Annotated in this window: 22 protein-coding genes; 8 read left to right on the forward strand and 14 right to left on the reverse strand. The window is 55.0% G+C overall.

From position 1 onward, the window contains the following. Positions 1-128: 128 nt before the first annotated feature. Positions 129-908, reverse strand: coding sequence for a WecB/TagA/CpsF family glycosyltransferase (locus ACZ5C3_RS24440; protein ID WP_464044337.1), 780 nt, complete (start codon positions 906-908; stop codon positions 129-131). Between the two features lie 224 nt (positions 909-1132). On the opposite strand from ACZ5C3_RS24440, the gene ACZ5C3_RS24445 reads away from it, so the two are divergent. Further along, positions 1133-2047 carry a glycosyltransferase family 2 protein gene (locus ACZ5C3_RS24445; protein WP_464033724.1) on the forward strand — a complete coding sequence of 305 codons (915 nt, stop codon included), beginning with the start codon at positions 1133-1135 and terminating at the stop codon, positions 2045-2047. 28 nt (positions 2048-2075) lie between these two features. Here the strand turns inward: ACZ5C3_RS24445 and ACZ5C3_RS24450 are convergent, their stop codons facing one another. The 5 genes from ACZ5C3_RS24450 to rfbC are packed head-to-tail and all read right to left on the reverse strand — an operon-like array spanning position 2076 to position 6678. Then, complete coding sequence (locus ACZ5C3_RS24450; protein ID WP_464033725.1) at positions 2076-3245, reverse strand: hypothetical protein; 1170 nt, start codon at positions 3243-3245, stop codon at positions 2076-2078. Beyond that, complete coding sequence (gene rfbA, locus ACZ5C3_RS24455; protein ID WP_464033726.1) at positions 3242-4132, reverse strand: glucose-1-phosphate thymidylyltransferase RfbA; 891 nt, start codon at positions 4130-4132, stop codon at positions 3242-3244. Before rfbA ends, ACZ5C3_RS24450 begins: the two co-directional genes overlap by 4 nt. Further along, positions 4126-5067, reverse strand: a complete 942-nt coding sequence (gene rfbD, locus ACZ5C3_RS24460) for a dTDP-4-dehydrorhamnose reductase (protein ID WP_464033727.1) — start codon at positions 5065-5067, stop codon at positions 4126-4128. The genes rfbA and rfbD overlap by 7 nt, the downstream gene beginning before the upstream one ends. Next, positions 5042-6100: a dTDP-glucose 4,6-dehydratase gene (gene rfbB / locus ACZ5C3_RS24465; RefSeq protein WP_464033728.1), complete on the reverse strand. Its 1059-nt coding sequence runs from the start codon at positions 6098-6100 to the stop codon at positions 5042-5044. Before rfbB ends, rfbD begins: the two co-directional genes overlap by 26 nt. A gap of 17 nt (positions 6101-6117) precedes the next feature. Continuing rightward, positions 6118-6678, reverse strand: coding sequence for a dTDP-4-dehydrorhamnose 3,5-epimerase (rfbC, locus tag ACZ5C3_RS24470; RefSeq protein ID WP_464033729.1), 561 nt, complete (start codon positions 6676-6678; stop codon positions 6118-6120). A gap of 249 nt (positions 6679-6927) precedes the next feature. Here rfbC and ACZ5C3_RS24475 point away from each other — a divergent pair, with 249 nt between their 5' ends. The 3 genes from ACZ5C3_RS24475 to ACZ5C3_RS24485 all read left to right on the forward strand — a co-directional run bounded on the left by ACZ5C3_RS24475 (position 6928) and on the right by ACZ5C3_RS24485 (position 12860). After that, on the forward strand, positions 6928-9258 hold the full coding sequence (locus ACZ5C3_RS24475; protein ID WP_464033730.1) for a Wzz/FepE/Etk N-terminal domain-containing protein: 2331 nt from the start codon (positions 6928-6930) through the stop codon (positions 9256-9258). Between the two features lie 287 nt (positions 9259-9545). After that, on the forward strand, positions 9546-10676 hold the full coding sequence (locus ACZ5C3_RS24480; protein ID WP_464033731.1) for a polysaccharide biosynthesis/export family protein: 1131 nt from the start codon (positions 9546-9548) through the stop codon (positions 10674-10676). A gap of 129 nt (positions 10677-10805) precedes the next feature. Continuing rightward, positions 10806-12860 (forward strand): hypothetical protein, encoded by a 2055-nt coding sequence (locus tag ACZ5C3_RS24485; RefSeq protein WP_464033732.1) that lies wholly within the window; start codon positions 10806-10808, stop codon positions 12858-12860. Positions 12861-12889: 29 nt separating this feature from the next. Here ACZ5C3_RS24485 and ACZ5C3_RS24490 read toward each other — a convergent pair whose 3' ends face one another. Next, positions 12890-13069, reverse strand: coding sequence for a hypothetical protein (locus ACZ5C3_RS24490; RefSeq protein WP_464033733.1), 180 nt, complete (start codon positions 13067-13069; stop codon positions 12890-12892). Positions 13070-13327: 258 nt separating this feature from the next. Between ACZ5C3_RS24490 and ACZ5C3_RS24495 the strand changes: the two genes are divergently transcribed. After that, positions 13328-14794, forward strand: a complete 1467-nt coding sequence (locus ACZ5C3_RS24495; protein ID WP_464044338.1) for an undecaprenyl-phosphate glucose phosphotransferase — start codon at positions 13328-13330, stop codon at positions 14792-14794. Positions 14795-14872: 78 nt separating this feature from the next. Here the strand turns inward: ACZ5C3_RS24495 and ACZ5C3_RS24500 are convergent, their stop codons facing one another. Continuing rightward, positions 14873-15289, reverse strand: a complete 417-nt coding sequence (locus tag ACZ5C3_RS24500; RefSeq protein WP_464033736.1) for an H-NS histone family protein — start codon at positions 15287-15289, stop codon at positions 14873-14875. Between the two features lie 654 nt (positions 15290-15943). On the opposite strand from ACZ5C3_RS24500, the gene ACZ5C3_RS24505 reads away from it, so the two are divergent. Beyond that, entirely contained in the window at positions 15944-16297 is a 354-nt protein-coding gene (locus ACZ5C3_RS24505; protein WP_464033737.1) for an H-NS histone family protein, read from the forward strand. 186 nt (positions 16298-16483) lie between these two features. Here ACZ5C3_RS24505 and ACZ5C3_RS24510 read toward each other — a convergent pair whose 3' ends face one another. Next, positions 16484-17560 carry a nucleotidyltransferase family protein gene (locus ACZ5C3_RS24510; RefSeq protein WP_464033738.1) on the reverse strand — a complete coding sequence of 359 codons (1077 nt, stop codon included), beginning with the start codon at positions 17558-17560 and terminating at the stop codon, positions 16484-16486. Beyond that, positions 17557-18711 carry a hypothetical protein gene (locus tag ACZ5C3_RS24515; RefSeq protein WP_464033739.1) on the reverse strand — a complete coding sequence of 385 codons (1155 nt, stop codon included), beginning with the start codon at positions 18709-18711 and terminating at the stop codon, positions 17557-17559. The genes ACZ5C3_RS24510 and ACZ5C3_RS24515 overlap by 4 nt, the downstream gene beginning before the upstream one ends. A 237-nt stretch (positions 18712-18948) precedes the next feature. Between ACZ5C3_RS24515 and ACZ5C3_RS24520 the strand changes: the two genes are divergently transcribed. Both ACZ5C3_RS24520 and ACZ5C3_RS24525 read left to right on the forward strand, forming a co-directional pair. Next, on the forward strand, positions 18949-19206 hold the full coding sequence (locus ACZ5C3_RS24520; protein ID WP_464033740.1) for a hypothetical protein: 258 nt from the start codon (positions 18949-18951) through the stop codon (positions 19204-19206). A 210-nt stretch (positions 19207-19416) separates the two neighbouring features. After that, a complete protein-coding gene (locus ACZ5C3_RS24525) occupies positions 19417-20019 on the forward strand; it encodes a hypothetical protein (RefSeq protein ID WP_464033741.1) in 603 nt (200 codons plus the stop codon). A gap of 414 nt (positions 20020-20433) precedes the next feature. Here the strand turns inward: ACZ5C3_RS24525 and ACZ5C3_RS24530 are convergent, their stop codons facing one another. The 4 genes from ACZ5C3_RS24530 to ACZ5C3_RS24545 all read right to left on the reverse strand — a co-directional run bounded on the left by ACZ5C3_RS24530 (position 20434) and on the right by ACZ5C3_RS24545 (position 24313). After that, positions 20434-20802, reverse strand: coding sequence for a hypothetical protein (locus ACZ5C3_RS24530; RefSeq protein WP_464033742.1), 369 nt, complete (start codon positions 20800-20802; stop codon positions 20434-20436). A 598-nt stretch (positions 20803-21400) separates the two neighbouring features. After that, the gene (locus ACZ5C3_RS24535; RefSeq protein WP_464033743.1) at positions 21401-22216 is read right to left on the reverse strand and encodes a lytic murein transglycosylase; all 816 of its coding nucleotides are present in this window, start codon (positions 22214-22216) and stop codon (positions 21401-21403) included. Positions 22217-22273: 57 nt separating this feature from the next. Beyond that, positions 22274-23230, reverse strand: a complete 957-nt coding sequence (locus ACZ5C3_RS24540) for an MBL fold metallo-hydrolase (RefSeq protein WP_464033744.1) — start codon at positions 23228-23230, stop codon at positions 22274-22276. Positions 23231-23422: 192 nt separating this feature from the next. Continuing rightward, positions 23423-24313, reverse strand: a complete 891-nt coding sequence (locus ACZ5C3_RS24545; protein WP_464033745.1) for an NAD(P)-dependent oxidoreductase — start codon at positions 24311-24313, stop codon at positions 23423-23425. Positions 24314-24432: the final 119 nt, after the last annotated feature.

Raw genomic sequence — 24432 nt, forward strand, 5'->3', positions numbered from 1 at the left:
ACGGACTCCGACGCCGTACCAACGTCACTCGCCGCCTGCGCCTCCGCGATGAGGCGATGACTCACCGGCGATCGATTGATTTCTGCCCGACCGACTTCCGATAAAGAGAAAACCTGCATCCGCACGCCCTACCCCCTTAACCGGGTAGAATTGACTGGCGCCGCACTACGCTGCTTCGCAAACCCATGCAGACCGTGTTCAACAACGGCTCGAGCCAGAATGCCGGCGAATACCGTGTTGGTTTTCGCGTAGCGCCACCACATTCGCCGCGGCTCCTGATAGACGCGATAGAGCCATTCAAGACCGAAGGCCTGCATACGCGCTGGAGCGCGCTGGACTTTTCCAGATAAGATGTCGAAGGAGCCTCCGACGCCCATGATAAAGGGAACGTTCAACTCGTCCCGGTGCGACGCGAGAAATCTTTCCTTGCGAGGCGTCGGCATCCCGATGAATAGACAGTCCGCTTCACTCTCTCGAATCGTGCTGACGATCTCAGGCTCCTGCTCCAATGAAAAGTAGCCGTCTCTCAATCCGGCAAATTGAAGGGTTGGATATCGTTCGCGAACCCTCGCTGCGGATTCCTGCAATACTTCGCGCGTGGCGCCGAGAAAGTACGGCCTGAACCCTTCTTTCGCACAGACGGCGAGAAGTTCGTTCAGCAGGTCCACGCCGGAAACGCGTTCCTTGACGGGCAATCCGACAAGCCGCGCCGCCATTACGATTCCCATCCCGTCAATGCCGACCACATCGCTACTGGCAACATCGGTTGAAAGCACTGGATCCCATCGCGCGTTCACAAGCTTCGCGACGTTCAGCGCGACATGCTGCAACCTGATACGGTTGCGCATCGCGTCGCGGGCGAGATCGACGGTTTCGGCCATCGTCAGAATATCAATTGGGCACCCCAAAAGATTCTCCCGCATTTTTCACCCCAAAAACGAGTAAAATAAAAACGTTTGAAAAATCAATCGGTTCAGATAAATTTATTGAAATTAACCGCATTGCAAAAACACGCTATACCTTTAATTATTTAATTACAAGAAATCCGGATTTAATTTGATATATAAAATCGAAAATAATGATTTCTCGTGAAGTAGCGTTAATGCGCAACGAGCCGGAGACGGGAACCCGCATGGAATTGGATCAACCGTTATTTACAGTCATCATTCCGCATCTGAATCAGAGCTGCGAACTCGAAACCTGTCTGGCGAGCCTTGATGCACAACGGCTCGATCGAACACGCTTCGAGGTTATCGTGGTCGACAATGGTTCGGCTTCGCCGCCACACGACGTTATCGCTCGGCACCTTGGAGTGCGTTTGTTGAGCGAACTTCAGCCCGGCCCCGGCCCAGCGCGCAACGCCGGCGTTCAGGAAGCATCCGGCGAATTCCTTGCATTCATTGATGCGGATTGCCGCTCACATCCAGATTGGCTTCTCAGCGCACTGAAGGCCTTTCGAACATATCCGGATCGAACAATTCTCGGAGGCGACGTTAGAATTTGGCGAGAGGACAAGAATTACACGGCGATCGAGGCGTATGAGGGGGTCTTCGCCTATCGCTTCAAACTTTATATTGAGCAACACGGGTTTTCCGGAACCGGGAATCTGGCGGTCCGCCGCTCCGACTTTAACAAGGTCGGGCCATTTGCGGGAATTCATGTCGCGGAAGATATGGACTGGGGGCGGCGCGCATTAAGCGCCGGCCTCCAATTTCGTTACGTACCGGAGATGATCGTCTATCACCCGGCCCGGCGCTCGCTCCAGGAGCTCTGCGTGAAATGGGACCGGCAGCTTCAACACTACTTAAATATGGCTCAGGGAAAGCCCGGCTGGAAATTTCGCTGGGCCGCCCGCGCGCTGGCCGTGTTGGGCTCTCCAGTGATCGACTTTACAAAAGTCATCGCAAGCGATCGAATTGAGGGCATAACAGCTCGCTGTAAGGCGATCCTGGTTCTCGTCGCCATCCGCACTCATCGGGCACGGAAGATGCTCAGCCTGCTACGCGAGAGCAAGACTGTGATCTGGAACCGCGAGGCCGGGGTTTAGTCGCCCGTTCGCACGAACAACAATGCGATTAAGCCGTGCTGGATAGTGCCTTGATGAATTCCTGCGCGTGAGTCAGCTCAGCCAAGTCCGAGCGCTGGCCAAACGACCAAAGAATCCATCCCAACTCGTAACTACGGCATTCCATTCGTAGAATCACGTTTGCAGGATCTATTAGGCGCGTAGCCCGAGGTAAATAGGCATGCTGCACGGCGCGTATCATCCGCAGTTTATTCGTATGCAGCTCTCCGTTTCGAACTTGAGAGCGAATGGATAGCTGCAGCTCGGGCACCAGCATCGACCGCTGTAATTGATTGTTTCCCAGGACCCATTTGAAACCTTTGATCAAGGCTTCTCTGGCCGAAGGAATATCGTTCCGCTCGGCGCATTCAAGAAATGCAGGCGCCATTCCATATTGATGAACCGAATAGACTTCGTAGAAATCGAGGACCTGGCCCTGCCTTGCATCAAAAAACCAGGGCCACTCGCCTTCCGGCCCCTGCAATTTGATCAGCTTGCGAACGCAGTCACGCGCCATGCCGATAGCAGTGCCGTCTCCAGTCAGCTCACCATAGTGAAAGCACGCGATTGTCAGATACGTTTGCGTCGCGAAGGATGCAAATCGCCGCCGATAGCCGATCGCAGCATCGAAAAATAATCCTGATTTGCTGTGGTATCGGTCGATGAGAAAAGAAAACAATGGCTGGGCAAACTTGCGCCAGCGCTCTTCACCCGCTCTGAGTTGCGCGACGACCCCGGTCAGGAGCATCCCAAGGTCTTGGGCCTTAAATCGTCGCCAATTGTCCCTCTCCGAGAGCAGGCGATCAATATGATCGACAATATCGGCCGGGATTTCAAATCCGGATTCCGCCGCCGTCCACAGCGCCATTCCATAAGCATAGTCTCTGACTGGTAGGCTTGGCAGTTGTCGAACGTTCTGTTGAAAAATCGCTGTCCGATCGAACTCCTTTGGAACATGCTTCACCCTCGACAACCCAAGCAGAACATTGAGGGTGTAAAACACATCACTGTGCGGCACGGATTCATTCGGCTGAGGCCGGCCATCAAGATGATAGATATGCGACCAGCGGCCATGGTCGGGCATCCAGCACTGCCGAAGTCCGCTCAAAGTGTAGTCGATCAGCGGCGAATTACGATGCGCGCGACAGCGTTGTGCGTCGAAGTCCGGACTGATGTTCATCGCGCATCACCGCATCTGTATGTTTCGACAATACCGAACAGGTAGCTGCCATAGCCGCTCTTCTCGAGTGACTTCGCAAGGCTCAACACCTGGCCGCGATCGATAAATCCTTGTCGAAACGCAATCTCTTCCAGACAGGCGACCTTCATCCCCTGCCTGGTCTCCAGCGTTTGAACAAAGCTTGCGGCATCGATCAGCGATTCGAACGTACCCGTGTCGAGCCAGGCAAATCCGCGTCCCATCCTTTCAACATGAAGAGTACCGGTCGAAAGGTATCGCAGCTGAAGGTCCGTAATCTCGAGCTCGCCCCGTGCGGACGGCTTTACTTCCCTGGCATAGCGGACGACTTCGTTGTCGAAAAAATACAGACCGGTGACCGCCCAATTCGAACGCGGCTGCAGCGGCTTCTCCTCAATGCTGATGGGCCGGTCGTCGCCGTTGAACGTCACCACGCCATAGCGGGCTGGATCTCGAACGTGATAGGCAAATACAGTTGCTCCCGCTTGCCGCCGAACAGCTGCCTTCAAGAGATCCGGCAACCCATGACCAAAGAAGATATTGTCGCCAAGCACCATGGCGACACGGTCGTCTCCGATGAAATCCGCGCCGATGATAAAAGCCTCTGCCAGTCCAGCAGGCTTTGGCTGCTCTGCATAACGAAGATGGATACCCCATTGGCTGCCATCGCCGAGCAGACGTTCGAATTGATGATGATCTTCCGGCGTCGTGATGACGAGAATGTCCCGGATGCCCGCGAGCATAAGGGTCGACAGCGGATAATAGATCATCGGCTTGTCATAGACAGGCAATAGCTGTTTGCTCACGCCCCGCGTGATTGGATAAAGCCTTGTCCCGCTACCGCCCGCAAGAACGATTCCTTTCAGCATGCCGGGGATTCCACTGGGGCTGCGATGCGATCAAGGCATCTTTCGACCGACTCCTGCCAAGGAGCGAGTTGAACGCGAAACATGCGATGAGCCTTGGATGAATCGAGACACGAATTCCTGGGACGACTGGCCGGCGTCGGATAATCCTCGGTTGTGATTGCTCCGACTTTCGGCACCCGATAGCCACGACGCGCAAGGCTCGCAAAAATCGTTCCGGCAAATTCACACCAGGTAGTCTCGCCTTGTCCGGCCAGATGATAGATCCCCGACTTGTCGCCCGAACAATCCGTGCGAAGCTGCCGGACGATCTTCAGAACGGCGGCCGCCAGATCCGATGCAGAAGTTGGCGTGCCTCGCTGATCATTCACAACACGGATAGGCAGTTGCGGCGCCGCCAATCGCAGCATGGTGCGAACAAAGTTGTGGCCGTATGGACTGTAGACCCAGGACGTCCTGATCACCACAGCATGCGGATTCGCCGCGAAGACAGCAACCTCACCCTCATATTTTGAACGCCCATAAACATTCAAAGGCGCCGGCTGATCCTCTTCGTTGTATGGCGATGGTTTGGTGCCATCGAAGACATAGTCCGTCGAGATATGCACAAACGGGATATTTCTCGACTGGGCCGCAGCAGCAAGCCGGGCGGCGCCATCACGATTGATGGCGCGCGCCACGTCCGGCTCCGCTTCGGCCTGATCCACCATTGTGTATGCAGCAGCGTTAATAATGGCCGCCGGTGCCATCGTGGCGATAACCCGCTCAACATCTGCATCCCCGCCCAAATCGAACTCAGGACGGCCAAACGCAACCAACGGCAAACCTTCTTTATTCGCTACTTCGAGCAGACAACGCGCCAGTTGCCCGTTTTTGCCGGCAACCAAAATTGGCCTGTCAGTCCACGAACTCTCAGAGCGATGCTGCGGCAAGGCCAAGACGCTCCCCCTTGTAGACCGTCTGACGTGACGGCCCCCACCATGCGTTGTTCTCAAGGTACCAGTGCACTGTCTTCTCGATCCCATCATCGAATGTCTGGCGGGGCCGCCAGCCCAATTCGCGGTGAGCTTTGGATGCATCGATCGCGTAACGCAGATCGTGCCCTGGCCGATCAGCAACAAATTTGATGAGTGACCGCCTTGGCTGCGGGCCGGGACTCACTTCATCGAGCGTGGAGCAGATCCGTTCGACCACTTCGAGATTGGTCCGTTCACTGTCGCCACCGAAATTATATTTCTCGCCTAGCCGTCCATTCGAGAGAAGTGTGATCAGCCCTTCCGCGTGGTCTTCGACGTAGAGCCAATCGCGAACATTGGTGCCCTCTCCATAGACCGGTAGTGGCTTTCCTTCGATCGCATTGAGAATGATCAGGGGAATAAGCTTTTCTGGGAATTGATAAGGTCCATAATTGTTGGAGCAGTTGGAAACGATGACAGGCAAGCCGTAAGTCTTGAACCAGGCATGCGCGAGGTGGTCCGAGGCAGCCTTACTGGCGGAATATGGAGAGCTCGGTCGGTATGGTGTGTCCTCGCAGAAGCGGCCTTCAGCGCCGAGCGAGCCATAGACCTCATCTGTCGAAACATGCACAAGTCGGAATTCTGCGCGGCGATCCGGCACTAACCCCGCATAATAATGTCTTGCGGCTTCGAGGAGCTGATAAGTTCCGACGAAATTCGTATCGATGAACGCGGCGGCGCCCGTGATCGAGCGATCAACGTGACTTTCCGCGGCAAGGTGAATCACCGCGGTCGGGCGGTGCTTCGCAAAGATCGCATCTAGCGCGGAACGGTCGCACACATCCGCGCGCTCGAATGTGTAACGCCGATCCCCAGCAATGGAATCAAGAGAGTACGGATTCGCAGCGTAGGTCAGCTTATCGAGATTGACGACCGAAATACCGTACCGGCTCACGAGCAGCCGGCAAACGGCCGATCCGATAAATCCTGCTCCGCCTGTCACCAAGACACGCACGCGAACGCTCCACCATTCTAGTCAAAGACAGGCGTCAGTTCATCAAGCATTGGCAATTTGCGGTCCTTGTCCGAGAGAACCGCGTTTTCCGCCGTCACCGGCCATTTAATTGCGAGTTTGGGATCGGCCCAATTGAGGCCACGGTCATGGGTCGCCGAATAGACCTCATCGACTTTGTAGAGAACGACCGTTTTCGGCTCTAACGTACAGAAGCCGTGCGCAAAGCCCACCGGGACCAGAAGCTGTTCATCGTCGGAGTCACTCAGTTCGACTGCGACATGCTGACCATAGGTCGGGGACGAGCGACGAAGATCGACAACCACATCGAGGATTCTGCCGCTCAGCACGCGGACAAGCTTTGCCTGGGCAAAAGGCGGACGCTGAAAATGGAGGCCCCGAATGGTTCCGACTTGCGCAGAACTCGACTGATTATCCTGCACAAAATCATAATCGAGATCGTGCTCGAAAAATGCTCGACGGACATACGTCTCGCAGAAATAGCCGCGAACATCAGCTATTCGAGACGTTCGGATCAATTTCACACCTGGAATTGGGAGAGTCTGGATGTCTAGCTGCATGGGACGCCCCCTTGCGACAGCGCGCGCAGAACCATGACGACGATGACTTTCTGACCAAGGAACGCGAAACCCGGCAAGATTCGACCTCAATTAATCGTAAAGCAATTAAATTCTGGAAGCATTATTTGAATTATTGGATATAAATAAATTAAATGCAATACTTCGGCTAGATAATGACATTAATGGTAAAGGCGTCATCTAAAGGCATTTTCGCGATCTCCGAACCCGCCATGTGAATGGACCATTTAAATGCTTCATATGCTTCAAACTGACCGATCGCGCTCGCTGGCGGGAAATGAGGCTGCGTGGGATCAAGGCGAACAAGGAAGCCTTCGCGACCTCGTCAATTTCGCATTCGGCTTTCTAAGGCGGCAGTATCTGCTCATTTTGTTCGTGGCAGCGCTCACCGTCGCGGCGAGTATCATCTACCTGCGGATGACGCCTCCGACCTACACCGCTCAAGCGAAGGTCCTGTTTGCCAACCCGAAGACCGAGTACTTCCAACAGCAATCCATTCTCGCGGATTCCCCACTCGATCGAGCCCAGTTTGAGAACCAACTTCAGATTCTCAAATCCAAGGCGATCGCCAATGCGGTCATCAACCAGCTCAAACTGGCGGACGATCCCGACTTCGACGCATCGGCCCAGCCTGTGCCAAAACTATTCGCGCGCATCAGGGGCATATTTGTTTCTCCAAAGCCGGCTCCCAAGCGCGAAGTCCGTCCGGACGAAGGTCCCGACGATGGGTTGATTGACGCTTTCGAGGCGAGGCTCAAAGCCGAGCGCGTCGGCTTCAGCTCGGTTATTGAAGTCAGCTACAGTTCCAGCAGCCCAGAACGGGCCGCACAGATCGCAAACGCTGTCGCCAACACGTATATTGCCGATCAACTTAACGCCAAATTTGACGCCAATCGGCAGGCAACCGCGTGGCTGCAAGCACGCCTGCGTGAGCTGGGGCAGCAGGCCTTGACGGCCGAACAAGCCGTCAATGCATTCAAATCGCAAAATAATATTATTGCTGCCGGCGGCAAGCTCATGGACGAGCAGCAAGTCACTGAATTAAACAGCCGACTTGTGGCTGCGCGTGCTCAGACCTCAGATGCGCTGGCCCGGCTGAACAGGTTTCAGACAACGCTTCGGATGACCGATTCCGACGTGGACAGCACAAGTGCCAGCCTCGACGCATCCGTTTCCGACACGTTGACCAGCACAATCATCACCACCTTGCGTCAGCAATATCTTGAGTATTCGAGGCGTGAAGCCGAATGGTCGTCTCGCTTCGGGCGAGATCACCTTGCTGTGGTGAATCTCCGGACAAGAATGCGGGATATCCGCAAATCCATTATCGAAGAAGTACGCCGGCTCTCCGAGACCGCCAGGAGTGACTACGAAGTCGCCAAGCAGCGCCAGAGCGAAATCGAAAAGCAACTTGCGGACGCGGTCTCCCAGTCGCGAACGACGAATTCCGCTGAATCGACGATGCGCGAGCTCGAAACCAGCGCGAAAAGCTATCGAAGCCTCTATGAGAGTTTTCTTCAGCGCTATATGGGCGCCGTGCAGCAGGAGTCGTTTCCTATTACGGAAGCACGGGTGATCTCAGCGGCTTCCCCTCCGCTCAGCAAAAGCAAGCCGAAGTCGAAGCTCATCCTCGCCCTTGGGCTTTTTGGCGGCTTGGCGCTCGGTACGGCACTTGGGTTCCTTCGGGATATCATGGATCGGGTGTTCCGTACGGCGGCTCAGGTCGAGAGCACCTTGCACCTGCCGTGCATCTCCCTGGTTCCACTCTTGAAAGAGCCAAAACCGAAGCAGCTGACGCGTGAACAGCAATCGGACAAGGCATTCGAGCAACGAACGATCGTGCGCCGCTCCGGGGTTTTCTGGGCGGCAACCGAAATGCCGCTATCCCGTTTCGCCGAGTCGATCCGTTCGATCAAATTGGCCGTTGATCTGAATGCGAGCAATGCGTCGAACAAGGTGGTCGGGATTACGTCCTCGCTTCCCAATGAAGGGAAATCGACCGTCGCGGCGGCACTCGCACAACTGATGGCTCACGCCGGAGCGCGTGTCATCCTTGTCGATTGCGATCTCAGAAATCCGTCGCTTTCCCGCAGCCTTGCCCCCGTCGCTGGTGCCGGCCTCATCGAGGTTATCTCCGGCCGATGCGCGCTCGACGAGGCAGTCTGGAGGGATCCAAAGACCAATCTCACCTTCCTGCCGACCGTTAAAAAGAAGCCGATCGTGCACACCAGCGAGATCTTGTCCGCCGCACCGACCAAGAAACTTTTCGATGGCTTGCGCACAGCCTACGACTATGTCGTCGTCGACCTTCCGCCTCTCGCGCCCATTATCGACGTCCGCGCGACGGCGCCATTAATTGATTGTTTTGTCTTGGCAATTGAATGGGGTGGCACGAAAATAGATGTCGTCCAGCACGCGCTTCACACCGCGCCCAATCTGCATGAGGCCTTGATTGGCGCTGTCCTCACCAAGACCGACATGCAGGCAATTAAACGCTATGACAATTATCATAACGATTATTACAGCAATAAGCACTATACCCGGTACGGCTATACGTCCTGACATGACCTAGGCCGAAGTATTATTCTACCGGGCAATCGTGCTGCGCCGCACTTGCGATGTTGCAAGCAAGTCACAAGGGGGACCTGTCTTAAGCGGCGCTCCGAAGAGCACTAGCCTGAATCGCAACATAGTGCGAACCTGCTGAGGGCTTGGGACTTAGATTTGGGGATTTAATTCTGTTCCGCGCGGTGCATCACAAGGTAACGGCCAGTCTGCTCGTCGCTGCAGCTCTATGCGGCGGCTGTACGATTATGCCGACCAGCGGCCCGCAGAGCATGGACGTTCTGATGAACAAGCCCACGGAGCCTGACAGCATTCCGTATGGGCTCGTTAAGTTAACCCCCGAAGCAGTCCGGATCCTGGGGCAATATACGCCAAGGCTTTCAACCGCATTCGCAAATCGAACACCGCCCAAGGCATTCCGCTTCGGCCTTGGCGATACAGTCAGCGTGACGATCTTCGAAGCTGCGGCGGGGGGACTGTTCATTCCAGCCGAGGCTGGCGTGCGCCCCGGAAACTTTGTGACCATTCCCAACCAGGCGGTCGACAACAATGGGAATATCACTGTCCCATATGCGGGCGCGATTGCCGCGAAAGGTCGCACTCCTGTCGAGATTCAACAATCGATCGTAAACGCCCTCAAAAATCGAGCCATCGAACCTCAGGCAGTGGTTTCGCTGGTCGATCAAAAAGCCTCGCTTATTAGCGTCTTGGGTGATGTCCGCACGGCTGGCCGATTTCCCGCCGCCCCGTCCGGAGAACGAATTCTGGATGCGATCACGCGTGCGGGCGGTCCAAACTCACAAGGTTACGACGTCTGGGTGACCATGGAGCGCGGGGGACATCGCGCAAGCGTTCCGTTTGGCGCTTTGGTCTACGAGCCATCGAACAATATTTTCGTCATCCCGAACGATACGATTTATCTCTACAGCCAGCCCCAGACCTTTGTGGCATTCGGCGCTGCCGGTACGCAGGGGCAATACAAATTCGATTCATGGCGGATTTCGCTTGCCGAAGCCGTCGGAAAACACGGCGGGCTTAACGATTCCCTCGCCGATCCCGCTTCCGTATTCCTTTATCGCGGCGAACCGCGTGAAGTGGCAGAACGGCTTGGCGTCGACTGTTCGAAGTTCCAAGGACCGATTGTTCCGGTCATTTACCACGTGAATTTCAGGGATCCGTCGGGCTACTTCCTGGCGCAGACATTCGAAATCCGGAACAAGGACGTGATCTATATCTCGAACGCAGCTTCGGTTGAGACCACGAAGTTCCTGAACTTCCTGCGAACGATTATGGCGACCGTCAACGACCCGATTATTTATGCGACCAACGCTTACACCTTGAGCGCCGTCGCCAAGGGAGGCACGGCGGCAATTATCAATACGCCGACCCCCATTTCGGCAGCGCCAACTCCCTGAGGTCTGCGCGAATTTCCGGCACTCTTCGCTTGCTTGTCTCTCGATTGAAAGTCATCCATTTTCTAAATAGTGATAACAGACAGATCGAGACCGCGATTTTGACCACTGCCATTACGGTGGGAATGCCCGGTGACCGCAGTCTTCATAATTTTCGTTTCTTTGATCGTGATCACGCCGGTGCTCACGATCATTGACAGCGTGTTTGTCTATGGGCTGATCCTCGCAAACGCTGCCACTGCAATAGCCCTCATCGCGCTCACCTTCCATGCCGGAGACTTTCGGCGGCTCGCTCAGCTGGCGGAACCCATAGCCCTTCTGCTTCTTATCCCCGGCTTCTGGATGCTCGTTCAGATTATGCCCATTCCCAGCCGGTCGCTTGCTCACTCCGCCTGGGCAAGCGCATCCGCCGCCCTCGATAAACCGCTTGTGGGCGCAATCAGTCTGGACATCGGCACAACCTTGCTAAGTCTTGCGCAGTACTTTTTTGCGCTATCCGTTGCGATCATTTCAACTGCCATCGCTCTTGATCGCCGCCGGGCGGAAATCACCCTTCTTCTGCTCACCGCATCCGCAGTTGTGATCGCCACAGGACTGCTATGTGTGGATCTGGGCTATTTCCACGCAGCTCTCTGGGATCTTTCCTCCCTGCGGTCGCAGGCAATGAACGTCGCGGTGATCGGTGCAATACTTTCGACGACAAGCCTCATTCACATTTCCGAACGAACTCGAACACTCCCGACGAGCCGCGAGACGGCTCCCCATCCGACGAATTACGCGACCATCGTTTCCGTGATTGGCCTCGTCATCTGCCTGTTGGCCCTCGTGATCGATGCCGACGGCATGATGTTGTTTGCAGCCGCCTGTGGGCTTGCCGTCCTGATGAGTGTCATGGCCATTCGAAAGTGGCGCTTGGGCTTGTGGGGCCAGTGCGGCCTCGCTGCGGTTGCAATGGTGGGGCTGATCGGCTTTTTCTCCGCCACTCCCATCAACCACAACGTCGATCCCACGCTCTGGTTCTCGAGTCAGCCGGTACCAATTCTCGCGACCGCGGATCGCATCCTGACAGATGCTGGATTGAGTGGAACAGGTGCCGGAACCTTTGAAGCGCTTTTACCGATTTATCGCGATATCGATAGCTCGCAGTCGATCCCCGCGCCGACGACAGCCACGTTGGTCGCTGTAGAGATGGGACGGCCATTCCTCTACGGACTGATCATCCTGGCCGTATTCGCGGCGTATGTTTTGTTTAGGAAAGCCCTGCTGCGCGGTCGTGATTATTACTACGCCGGGTGCGGTGCGGGCTGCATTATCGCAATGCTGATTGCTACGTTCGCAAATGCAGGCCTCGTTGGTCTCGCGGCAGCCCTTCTCACCGCATCAGTGCTGGGCATGGCGTTCGCTCAAAGCAAGCGCTCAGGCAATGCAGATGGAAACGATATCCCGGTGCAACAGGCTGCACTTTCGATCGAGCAGACAAGGTACGCCGCAGGCCAATCCCCACTCACACAGACGTGGTTCCGCTTGGGATTGGTGGCATTCAGCATCGTCCTCGCTTCACTGTCGGTATGGATTATCGTTGCTGAATATTATCGGCCTTCCCGGGTTCAACTCCTGGCAGATCGGCAGACAAGCCTTTCTCGCGGAGATCCCGCTGATCAACAGAACGCGAAACGAGCTGCTTTGGTCGCACGCATTCGCGGAGACCTATGGGCAGAAAGCGCATTCACACATTCTGACCTGCTATGGAAGGAGCCGCCAGCGGTTCCAGAAAGCGGCGGTGGGGCCGCTAACGACACGCGCATGGATCTGGAAAATGCGATCCGATACGCCCCGCATCGCGGGGACGCCTGGCTGATGCTTGCCGCCATGGCTGATCGATACCATTGGCAAGGTCTTCAACCGGCCGCTTTGCTTAAGATGTCGTATTATACCGCGCCCAATGACCTCGCGCTTTTCCCGCTTCGTCTTCAGACCTCGCTTCAGCCGAATAACCTGAGGGATCCTGAAATTCAGGATCTCGCCAAACGAGACATACGCCTTGTTGTTACCAAGATGCCCTCCCTGAAGCCCGCGCTGATTGCGGCTTACAGAGCAGCTCCGCCCGCAAGCAAAGCCATGGTGGAGCGCCTTATCACGGAGATTGATCCGACCTATCTTGCAGCGATGCGCGCCGGCCTGCAGTAAGATTTGGCTTCCCGGACGACCCTGTCCCGTCAGACGTGATTGATACGCGTACCGGGCTCGGCAAGACCAGCCCTCTCAAGAAGGCTGCGACCGTAAATCCCCCCGAGATACCCGACCTGGATTGCCAGCAGATTCATCAGCGACCATAGACCTGTCGACAGTCCAAACAGAGCCCCTGCGACAAAGCTTTCAAGCACAGCGAGAGCCATCAATCCGAGCAAAGCCTGGATTGGGAAAATCCCGCCTATCGCTATTCCTATAAGACCGTGACCGATCGCTGAATAAAACAGGGCGCCAGCTCCAGGCAAATCGCAACATGCTCATTCTATTGGCGAATTTGTTAACGAGAGATCAACGCCCGGTGCATTTAAAATGTCTCTCCATTTAATTATTAAAAACTTGCTAAATTTAAATATCCAGGCATATTTAAAATATTAAATAGGGGTTCGGCGCATCACAGGCCCGCAATGAATTTCATCAAACGTGACATTGAGATAGCGCGGAGCGTCGCCGTCACCGGGTTGCGGGAGCCGCCACCGGCGCGGAAATGGCCAATCACCTATGATTCCGTTGAAATCATCACGGTCTTGACCGACGCGGCCATTATCCTGTCCACGAGCATTATCGCGGGCATCGGCTATCATCTCTACATCGGCGCCCCCGCTGACATGCTGCAATACATCGGGTCGGCGGCTATCGTGGCAGCCCTCTTCATTTCCTTGATGAAAAGCCGGGAGATGTACAAACCAGCGGAATTGCTGGCTTTACGCACTCAGGTGCGGGCGATTAGCATTCTCTGGACAGCCGTATTTTTTTTGCTCGCCGGCACGATCTTCGCGCTGAAAACAGGCAACGAAATTTCGCGAGGCGCAAATCTGCTTTTCGCAGGCCTTGGCTTTAGCGCACTGATTGCGCAACGCTTTTTATGGCGTCGGCTGCTGACCGAAGGGATGGTGAAAAGACGGTTTTCCGGCCGCAAGATCGTTCTCATTACCGACCACGGACGCCCCTCGGAATCCAATCTCCCCCATGTTTTGACCAGCCTGGGCTTCCGTTTGGAGCGCCATTTTACACTTCCCCCTCCGGAGTATGGCAATCGGCGACGCGAGAAAGTCATCTCAAGCGCAATCGCATATGTTCGAGGATCCGAGGTTGAAGAAATCGTTGTGGGCGCGGACTTAAATCATTGGCCGGAACTGCGCAGCCTTATCACCGAACTGCGGATATTGCCGTTTCCTGTCAATCTTATTCCCGTCGGCGCGGTATCGGAAATCTTCAAGCAGCCGTCTCACACGCTCGGCAGCGCGACCTGCATCGAGATGCAACGCGGACCGCTGACTCCATTTGAATATTCGATGAAGCGCTGCCTTGACGTCTTGATGTCGGGAATGGGCTTGTTGGTATTCCTCCCCTTATTGGTGATCGTCGCGATTGCGATCAAACTCGATTCACCAGGACCTGTTCTATTCAAGCAACGCCGATGCGGGTTCAACGGGCGATGCTTCCAGATACTGAAGTTCCGAACAATGACGGTCCTTGAGAATGGAGCCGCCATTGCCCAAGCCCAGCGCATCGATAACAGGGTAACTCCGCTCGGGAAGTGGCTTCGCAGAACCAGCATCGATGAACTGCCTCAGCTGTTCAACGTCCTGGAAGGCAGCATGTCATTGGTTGGTCCACGCCCCCATGCCGTGGCGCACGATACGCAATTCGACAAAATCGTCCGGAACTATGCATCGCGGCACCGGGTCAAGCCTGGCCTGACGGGTTGGGCTCAAGTCAATGGATGCCGGGGAGCGACGCCAACCTCGACGGATATCGAGCGCCGCGTCGAACACGACCTCTGGTACATCGACAACTGGAGCTTCAGGCTCGATTTCGCAATTCTTCTTCAAACAGTCACGGAAGTCTTGCGCTGCCGCAACGCCTACTAGGAAAGCGTTCCACTCAGGGCTTCAGAGGCGCCGACGCTTTCCTGCGAATCTTGAATTTGAGGTTTTTGAATTTGAGACTCAGGCCCGACGCCGGCCCTTGGGGCTACTGGAAGCACCAATCCTGAAATCATCGATTTTGCGACCGGACTTAAGTGCCGCGACCAGCCAACGTGGCTGCTTACCCCGTCCGGACCAGGTTTCGGATGGCATTAACGGATTACGATACTTTGGAAGAACCGCTGGGTACTTACGGCGAGGCTTGTCTTCACCATTGCGGGACGCCACTTCGGCCCCCTGCGTAATCGCGTCCTTCCCGCCGTTGAGATACGCTAATCGCTTCTCCAGTTCGCGCTTTTCTGATGCGATACGGACAGAAAGAATCTTGCTGACCGTCTCATGGAGATTCCAAAGGTCGTCAATCGACATACCTTCCAGATCAATCTTCTTCATCTGCGCAAACCCGCATTCCTGATTCCAGCCCCACATGTAGGCCATAAGCTGTTCCCGTTCAACGTGCTCCTTACAACAGATAAACAACCGATAAGACGGGAGCCGTTCAATCCCGATAATCCCCCTCAGTAAACAATTGAGATCGTTGCGTGATTGCCAACATCCTCTGAGCTTCATGTCCCAAAGGCGTTTATCAAGCTGGGCGCTGCTTTTCAGAGTATAAGCATCACCTCAAATTCCACGCACGTGCTCAGAAGATCCGAGCAAGCAATTCAAGAATCGCTCTCCAAATAATAATCATCAAATAACAAATCCCAAGCGACCACGCGCAGGCACAGTATTAATTTTTGGAAGATGCTGCACAGCAACTACTCTCGGGGGCAGCGCGCAATCGGTAGAATATAAATATTTAAAATTCTGAATTCATCTCTGATCGGCCCGCAACGCAACAAATTGCCTACTTTTTGACATGTCAACGACCTTATTTAAATTATTATCGCCTCGAATATTATTAAAAAAAATTTTCTGGGGAGGATCGCGAAATTCGACAAATTAAATTTATGTTCCCGGATCAAATCTGATTTAAAATAACTTGCTCTTGAGTCGCAGATCAAAGAGTCGGCAATCACTGGTGGGGAAAGTACTTCCCAGAATTTGGGGACTGAGAGTCGAAACATAAACAACGATCGCGAGAGCCCTATGCGAAATACAGATCTGGATGAAATGCAGTTCAATGAACTCTGGCTTCTTCACGAAGAAATCACAGAGATTCTGACGGACAGAATCGTCGCAGAAAAGCGGGAGCTGGAAAAACGCCTTGCCCAGCTCAATCGCAGTCAAATCGCTCGCGATGCGCCCTCAAAGGCATCTTCGCGCGCAGGCAATCGGCCGCGACGAAAATATCCTAGGGTGCTACCTAAATACCGCAATCCTTCGTCTCCGTCCGAGACCTGGTCTGGCCGTGGCAAGTTGCCTCGTTGGCTCGTTGTTGCCCTCGACCGAGGACACAAAATGGATGACTTCAAAATCATCCATAATGCCAACACCGAATAAGCTTGGCCGCTCGTTGGGATAGTCAACGACCAAATTTTTGGCATGATTTAAATCGTTTGTGCCGAGCGTAGGATTGACGCGCGCATTCATTTCAGCCGGCATGGTCGCCGCCGGGGGGCAGCCGACGTTCAATACCCACAAACAGCTAGACTGGTCCTTGACCGACCTTGAAGCCACGAGAGCGACCTAAATCTTCCCCGCGCGCTGCTCTCGCGATCGTCCAACCAAGAAGCGGACCGTATCGAGCCGAGGCAGGATACGCCTCGTCAATTTGAAACCTGGCGTCAGTTCGCCTGAGACCCCCAGCACGGCACGATAATTTCGATAGTCGAGCAACGCAGTCAGCAGAAACGCTCGGCTCAAAGCTGGCAAACGGATCTGTAACATGCGGCGCCAGTGTTGAATTTGGGGGATCGCTCTTGCGCGCAGCTGGGGAGGCACGTCTACCCCAAGTAAAGAGGAAAGTGCGACCATCTGGGTTTCCATCGCATTTCTCGCAAGGTCCCCCGGAACGAGTAGCGCGAGACGTTCCCAGTCAACGCCATCTGACTCGTTCGCCAAATCCCTCAAATCAAGGAGATGCCGCAGATCGATTTTGCCCACCCAGTAGTCCGCATCCTGAAACTGATCGTGAATAATCAACATCAGAGCATGATAGGTGGCGGAAGGAATGTAAACCGAAGTGTCGTTCCACGATAGCAGTCGACAGTTCTGCGTGATGTCTCCCGAGATGCCGTAAAAGAAGCCATGACCAGGAGGCTTTTTATGCAGATCAATCATGCCCACATCTCCCGGCCGCGCCAGATCGGCATACCACTTGGCCGCGCCATCCGGAGCCTCATAGTGGACCCCGTAACCCAGCTTGCTGAGGCAACCGAAGGCGGCTTTGGCTTCTTCCGGTGAGACCAGGATATCCAGATCGGAGATAAGACGCGCGCCCGTTCTCCGACTCGATGAAACGAGCACTGCGCTTCCCTTCATGAGGACGGGCGTAATTTTCTCTCTGTTCAGTGCGGCCAAGGCTTCCGCGAGTTGCAAGGAAAGCCGATTGTTGCGGATAATGTTACGCTCGAATATCTCGCAGACATAATCATGGACATCCGCCGGGATATCCCCGGGATGTCGTTCAACAATGTCTATCAGGGCAGGCGTGGTTAAAGTCTGATTGGCAAGGCTGATCAGCGACATCCAATCGACGTTGTTGGGAAGCTCCCCCAGTAGACACTGACACAGGTGAAGGAACGACGTGTGCTGGCTGGTCATTTGCAAAACCGCACAATTGCATCACACGCGTCTGCCGAGTCGGCATAACTCAGTTCAAAGCAATCCGCGCCGTTTATCGCGTGCTTCAGAGCATTGCACATCGGTAGTGTCATCTTCTCTCCAGGAGAATACGCCCCCTCCATCAGTCTGCGCATCACCTCAATCCGGTCTAACTGAGTGAATGTCGCCGGGCCGTCCCCACGTCGAATAAAAAGAATCCAGCCGACAACAGATCCGCGGGCACGCGTGATGCGCTCTGGAAGCACATAGCGCACACGCTTGCCGTCTGGACGCCGATGAACAACCGCTTCGTTGAGATCGGGGCGGAACTGTCCGACAATCTGCCAGGCGCCGGGCTTAATTGCCGGAGCAAAAGGCACTCCCGTCGCAGTGCCATCGGGCGCGACCAGCACAATATCGTCGCCACCGTATTCAAATCCGGCTTCTCCCAATCGCATCGATAAAGTCGTCTTGCCAGCTCCGGGCCGTCCGCTGATGAGCAAGCTTTTCCCATTGCGATGCAAGCACGCCGCATGCACAAGTACGTTGGGAGGGCTCGCCACGACCACCTGTTCGGTGATGTAAGCTTTCAACGTCGGCGCAAGCTCGACGGGATCGCAGCAAAAGACGCCACGCTTGTTATGAAACACTTGGACAAATTTATTCGCTTCGATGACGTCGATGACATCTCGACCGTCGGGGGCAAGCACGATCTGATGATCGAACAGCGTCAGTAACTTGGCTAGAGGTTCAGTTGCGACACGTATCGTCGCGCTGAAACCCGCGATATGAATATTGAACGACCGCGCGAAGTGGATTGGGTCGTCATCGAATTGCCAATGCGGTTTCAACAAACCAAGTTTGTGCCACATGCGTATGGCTTGCGAGACATACATGCCTGCCAGATCTGCATTTACGCCAGCTTTGACCAATCCATCGCGAATTGCATCAACGGCCTCCCCTTCCTCAAGCTGACACCAGATGTAAGCTGCGATCTGATTGAGTGCATAAATTTTCTGGGAGGATTCCGAGAAGATTGCGCTCTGATCCCCCAACAAAAAAAATGAGACGCCCTCGACCGGGCGCAGGGCGTATGGGGGTTTGGGATCGTTTGTGACGTCCATCGCATCCAAGGGCGAAATGCTCTTCATAAGACTTCCCTGCCCCCAATTCCTATCGCCGAAACAGCCGAGCCGCCCCATGGAACCGTTAAAATCCACGACACACAACATTAAATAACGGCCCAGACAACTTGCCTATGAATTAAATGTTACTTTTGGTCGATTGACACTGGAAAGTTTGAATTATTTAATGGTAGTTAATTCGATATATTTATTTCGACCAGAGCCACATATGAAATCAAAGCGTCCAACATTAGAGGTGATCGAATGACACCCGAGCAGACAGGTTCCACGCCTCCTTCAGACGAAGCCAATGAGGATCGACGAAAGTTCCTCGCCTCTTGCGGAAAGTTTGCAATCGTCACTCCGCCCGCAATCACGATGCTGCTGTCGACGTCATTAAATTCGGAAGCCGTGGCCCATTCAAATGGTGGTGGCGGCAAGGGTGGCGGCGGTAAGGATCGCGATCGGGACTGGTGGGACTGGTTCGAGTGGTTATGGGACGACAAACCTTGGCGCCGGTAAACGACGTAGGTTAAGTCGCAACTCAATTTAGGGTGGTACGTGGCAGCCCCGGGGCTGCCACAGATTTTCTTTTTGCCGGGACGTAACTAGGAAACCTCAGCGGGGCTGGACGCACAATCGCCATTCCAATTCCTCATCGTTAGCTCATTCTGGACATCTGTGCAGAGTTCGAAGGGCGCAATTAAATGCGCGGAGTAGCGAGTAGCTGTAGTGAGCGACGACAACGAGCGGGCCGACACTTCTCCTGAACCGCGGAACGCTCCAGGTGATCGGTCCAACTTAACCAGCCTCCAGACGCGTAACCTCCCCGTCAATCCCGAAGCTGACACGTCATCTTCGTCCGAGCCCCCGCACTCTCCGGACGAACTCGCCTCGTCGATCCAGGCGAGCGTGTCAGAGATCGCCGTCATCTGGATGCTTCACAAATGGTCGCTCACACAAAAAATGCAGAGCGAACCTCTCCATCAACAAATCAAGAATTTCAGCCCTGTTGCCTTTGATGTCATTGTCTCCCGCTTTCCCGCGCTGAAAAACGCCAAGGAAGAGCATCTGTGGCTGATCTATTTCAAGGGATTGCTCACAGCCGGAACTCATCCGCGCGAAGAGATGACGAAGGCGATCCAGACCGTTGGAGCACAGGAATGGATTCGCGTATCTCCCGCCGCAGCCGGCGCGCCCGCCGCAGAACCGACTCGTGACGGCCCGCTCACGCAGTCACCCCGCGGCGACCAGGCCGATGCGGACGCCTTGGAGCAGATAAGCCGCGCCTTGGGGCAGTCAGAGCCTCAGGACAGCTCAGCGGAACGGAAATGAGATATTTATTCGGATTATTAATCGCCCGCTGTCGTACGAATGTAATTCCAAAGTTCCAGAATTAACCTCGCTCCTTCCTATTAAGCTTGATGCTTCAGTTTCGTTGCAAGCTGAATAGAAAAGGGTGAATTATACTTATTCAGATCGTCGAGATAATTATTCGAGTCATTTGAACCTGAACGACGCCAAATTTCGTATCTTTATTTTTAAGACATTGACGCCGGAATCTGATTGGAGATTGCCGTGGTTTCTCATGATAGAGGCGAGCGCCGAATACCGCGCTCAAAACGTTCCCCCCAAGCGAAGCGTCGATCCTTAGAGAGAAGCGAGATCGAGGCCCGCCTGAAAGAACTGAACTTCTTCCTTGCGTCGCTCGAAAATCGCACACCCTTGTTCACCGGGCATCGTCGCGGTTCATTGTTGAACTCGCCGATCGGACGCAAACATTCTCGCAATGTCGGAAGCCGGACATACGCGGCAGAAAATAAGGAATAATTCGCGCAATCCATGGTTATTCATCAGACTCGCCTTTGAAATCGGCAACGTCTCATGGGGCACAAATTTTTCATGATAGCGTTTGCGACCGCCTCGATTGTCGCATTGTGCGGTTGGCTGATCGGACTCGGTTGGGCCGCCACAAAGTTGATTGGCTTGTTGTAAAAAAGATCTATTTAGAGCTCTTCTGCCTCTAGCTTGATTGACCGGCGAAGCAAGAGCAGTAAATATCTTCGACGGCGTTTTTAGATTTTTGATTTTAATACCGTTGCAGTTAATACCATTCATGGATACCCCGTTCGGGTGATGGATGAGCGATTATTCTTTTGTTAGTTTGACGTATGGCTCTTTTTATTTGGAGCGGTTCGATGTCGAATAGTATTCGTGTATTGCCTCCGCAAAGACGTCAGGCTCTTGGCCGCCGCGCGTTTGGTTCTCATCCTCACACAAGCCTCCGCCAACGCCTTCTCGAACTTGCCCGATTGCGCGAGTTGGTGCGAAGCGCCGAACTGCGAGCCCGAAGTCAGGATCCAGCACGCTAAGGATTTCCGATAATCAGAACCGTAGATCTGCGGCTAATAACCTCAGGCATTAATTTTAAAAACGAGCATCGCTCCACGTCTCGCTCGCGTGAGATCTTAGCTGGCTGTCGATCGATACAACGGCGCGGTCGCTCATAGCGCTACGGACTCCCCCTCATCCGCGGCTCCTCCGCGCTGCGCGTAACGCATCGCTTTCGCAGATTGCCGCTATGCTTGGATCGCTTCGCTCTATGCACTCTCGATGGTCGTGTACGCTTTCCTGCTCGCCTGGAATTGGGGCGAGGCGTGAGCGACTACAGTCTTTCGGCTCTCACCTCGGCAACCTGGATACGAAGCAGAGCGGATCAACGAGCGGCCGACGCCCGCTCGCCATCGATCTGACGACCCATCAGCGCCAGGGCTCGCTGATAAACTGATGCGGCATTCCACGCCTGGATAGCCGCGAAGTTCGCCTCCCCTGGTTGGTATCCCGCACCTGCCCGCCAGCCGTGGGCCTTCAGGAAATTCGCGGTCGAAGTCAGCGCATTGGCCGCAACGTCGAGATTGCCGGTGCCATAGGCCAGAATGTTCTTCGGCAAAAACTGCGTCTGACCGACTTCCCCGTGCATGGAGCCTCGCGTGCTCGCCGACAGCGTACCGCGGTCGATTAACTTGAGAGCTGCGTAAAGCTGATCGGTGAAATATTCAGGCCGTCGGCAGTCGTAGGCGAGTGTGGCAACGGACGACAGCATGTTTTGATTGCCTCGTACACTGCCAAAGCCAGTCTCCATTCCCCAGATCGCGAGAAGCGGCCCGGGCGGAACGCCGTAGCGTTGTTCAATGGATGCAAAGAGGGCCGCGTGAGATTGCTTGAGCGAGCGACCACGCGCGACAATGGTTGAAGCGCCACGTTTGGCGAGAAACTGATCGAGTGACAGACCAAAGCTCCTCTGCCCACGATCGGCGTTGATCGTTGCGGTTGCGTAGTTCGTCTGCATCAGGGCAGATATGCCAGCCGCGCTGACGCCTTTTGCTCTTGCCTCTTCGGAAAACTCTCTCTTCCAGGTTTCGAAGCCAGCCGAGCCATTACCGCAACGCGCGGCGTCAGCTTTGTTGCCCATCGATGCGAGTATAGTCACAGCCACCAAGGTGACTGTCGCAATCTGCCTGCCTCGGGTCATCGACGTTCTCCTTCTTCCTGCACGGCTTTTGTCCGCGATATCCTCTCCGTGGGCCTGTCAAGTGATCGGCACATACCGATATCCCGTACCTTTTCGCTCGGCGAACCCTAAGCCCGGATGAGGCCAGTGGAATCCGAGCATCTTCATTTTGTCGGTCGCGGCGCCATCCAGCAGCTTCTTTCGATTGGCGACAGCCACGTTGCTGTCCATGTCATAGGCGAACCGCCACTCGGGATGAGGAAAGTACACGGCAGGTTCTGTGATGGCGTCGGCGGGGATCAACAGTCCCTCACCACCGGCCACAAGAAGCGAGATATGGCCCGGCGTATGGCCCGCGCTGTCCACCACGCTGAGACCTGTGACGATGTCATTGCCGGGCTTCACCATCGTCACGGTGTTTTTCACCGCTCCGAGGTTGGCTTGCGCACCAGAGACGAAAGCATGCATCTGTTCGGGAAGCTTCGCCTTCAGCGCGAGATCCATCCAGAAGTCCCATTCGACTGCCGACACGTAATAAGCCGCATTCGGAAAGTTCAGCTCGTCACCAAAGCCGATGGTGCCCCAAATATGGTCCGGATGAGCGTGAGTGAAAACGACCTTGGTGATGCTTTTCGGATCGATATTAGCCGCTGCAAGATTGTCCATGAGTTTGCCGACCGTCGGCTGGAAATTCGTGCCTGAGCCTGTATCGATGAGAATGAGATCCGACTCCGTGCGAAGCAGGACCGGATTGGTTGCCGGCTTCACCTGATCTGGAGCAAGACCGGCGTCCTTGAACAGCCGCTCCACGTCTTCACGCGGCACATCAAGGCCGTGAATGGTCGTCGGCAGTACGAGATAGCCGTCGCTGAGAACCGTGACGTCGAAATCGCCGTGCTGAAATTTGTAGAAATTTGTCTGGGTGTTACCCGGCATCGGCCAAAGTCCCGCACCGGCAAGACTTGCTGCACCAATCATCAGGTCCCGCCGATTCATGGCGAACGGTAACGGCCTTGACTGCTCGCGTTCCGACATCACCGTCCTCCTGCGTGCGTCCTTCGACACCCGCATCGGAGCACATTAGCCGCCTTCTCGGCCAGTGATTATTTTGAGGATTGGACCGCGATAAGCCGGATGACGAGAGCTGGCGGTGCAGACGCAGTGGATGGGCCCGATGCAACCCGCATCTGCATCACACCCTCATCCGGTGCCACGGCTCAAAAACGGTCATGCGATCGAGGCTGTTCGTTGCTCGATGGCCTGGACGACCGCAGCCATGTCCTCATCGCCGAGGCCGAGCGCTTGCGTCTCGCCGTACAGCGCATGACACACATCCAGCAGCGGAGATGCGATGTTGGATTCTCGCGCTGTTACGGCAACGAGAGTATTGTTCTTCAAGACATCGGTTATTCCCGCCTGACGCGCAAAATCCCTCTTTATGAGTTTCGCCGCCTTGATCCGCGACACGTCGCTCGCCATCGGCCCGGCGTCGAGGATCGAGACGAAACGGACCATGTCCAAACCAAGCTTTTCGGCAAAGTGTGTGGCTTCGGCCAAACCGGTGACCATGGTGATGAGGAAGAGGTTCACCGCCAACTTCATCTTTAATGCACCCGGGACTTCACCGCAGACGAAGGTATCCCGGCACATCGCCTTAAACAGAGGACGGATGGATTCCACATCGACAGCATCGCCGGACAACATGGCAATGAGCTGGCCGGCCTCGGCCGGCTTGCGCGATCCGGAAACCGGTGCCTCCACATATCGGCCGCCCGCAGCGCGGATATCGACTTCGAGTGCCTGCGAATAGCTCGGCAAGACCGTCGACGTATTAACGATCACACGAGAACGGACCCGATCTGAAAACGCATCGCTATTTCGCCCAAGGACGGTGTCAATCGCGGCATGGTCGGCCAACATCAGGAATACGATGTCACACCGGGCGAAGACGTCCGCGGCTATTTCTGCGACCGAAGCGCCGGCATCGGCCAGAATCTGACACTTCGACACTGATCGATTCCAGACAATGAGCGGCGTACCCGCCTTGACGAGGTTGAGCGCCATCGGCTCGCCCATGGATCCAAGACCAATGAAGCCAATGGGAGCGACAGATGCCATGCTGATGACCTTTGATAAGTTGGCCGATGATCTGCTTGGCAACCCGGCCGACGGAAATCTGCACGCATCCTAGCTCCGCCGAAGTCTTTCGAATATCATATAGTATTGAAGATTCACTT

Source organism: Afipia dichlorophenoxyacetatis (genome assembly GCF_055386385.1).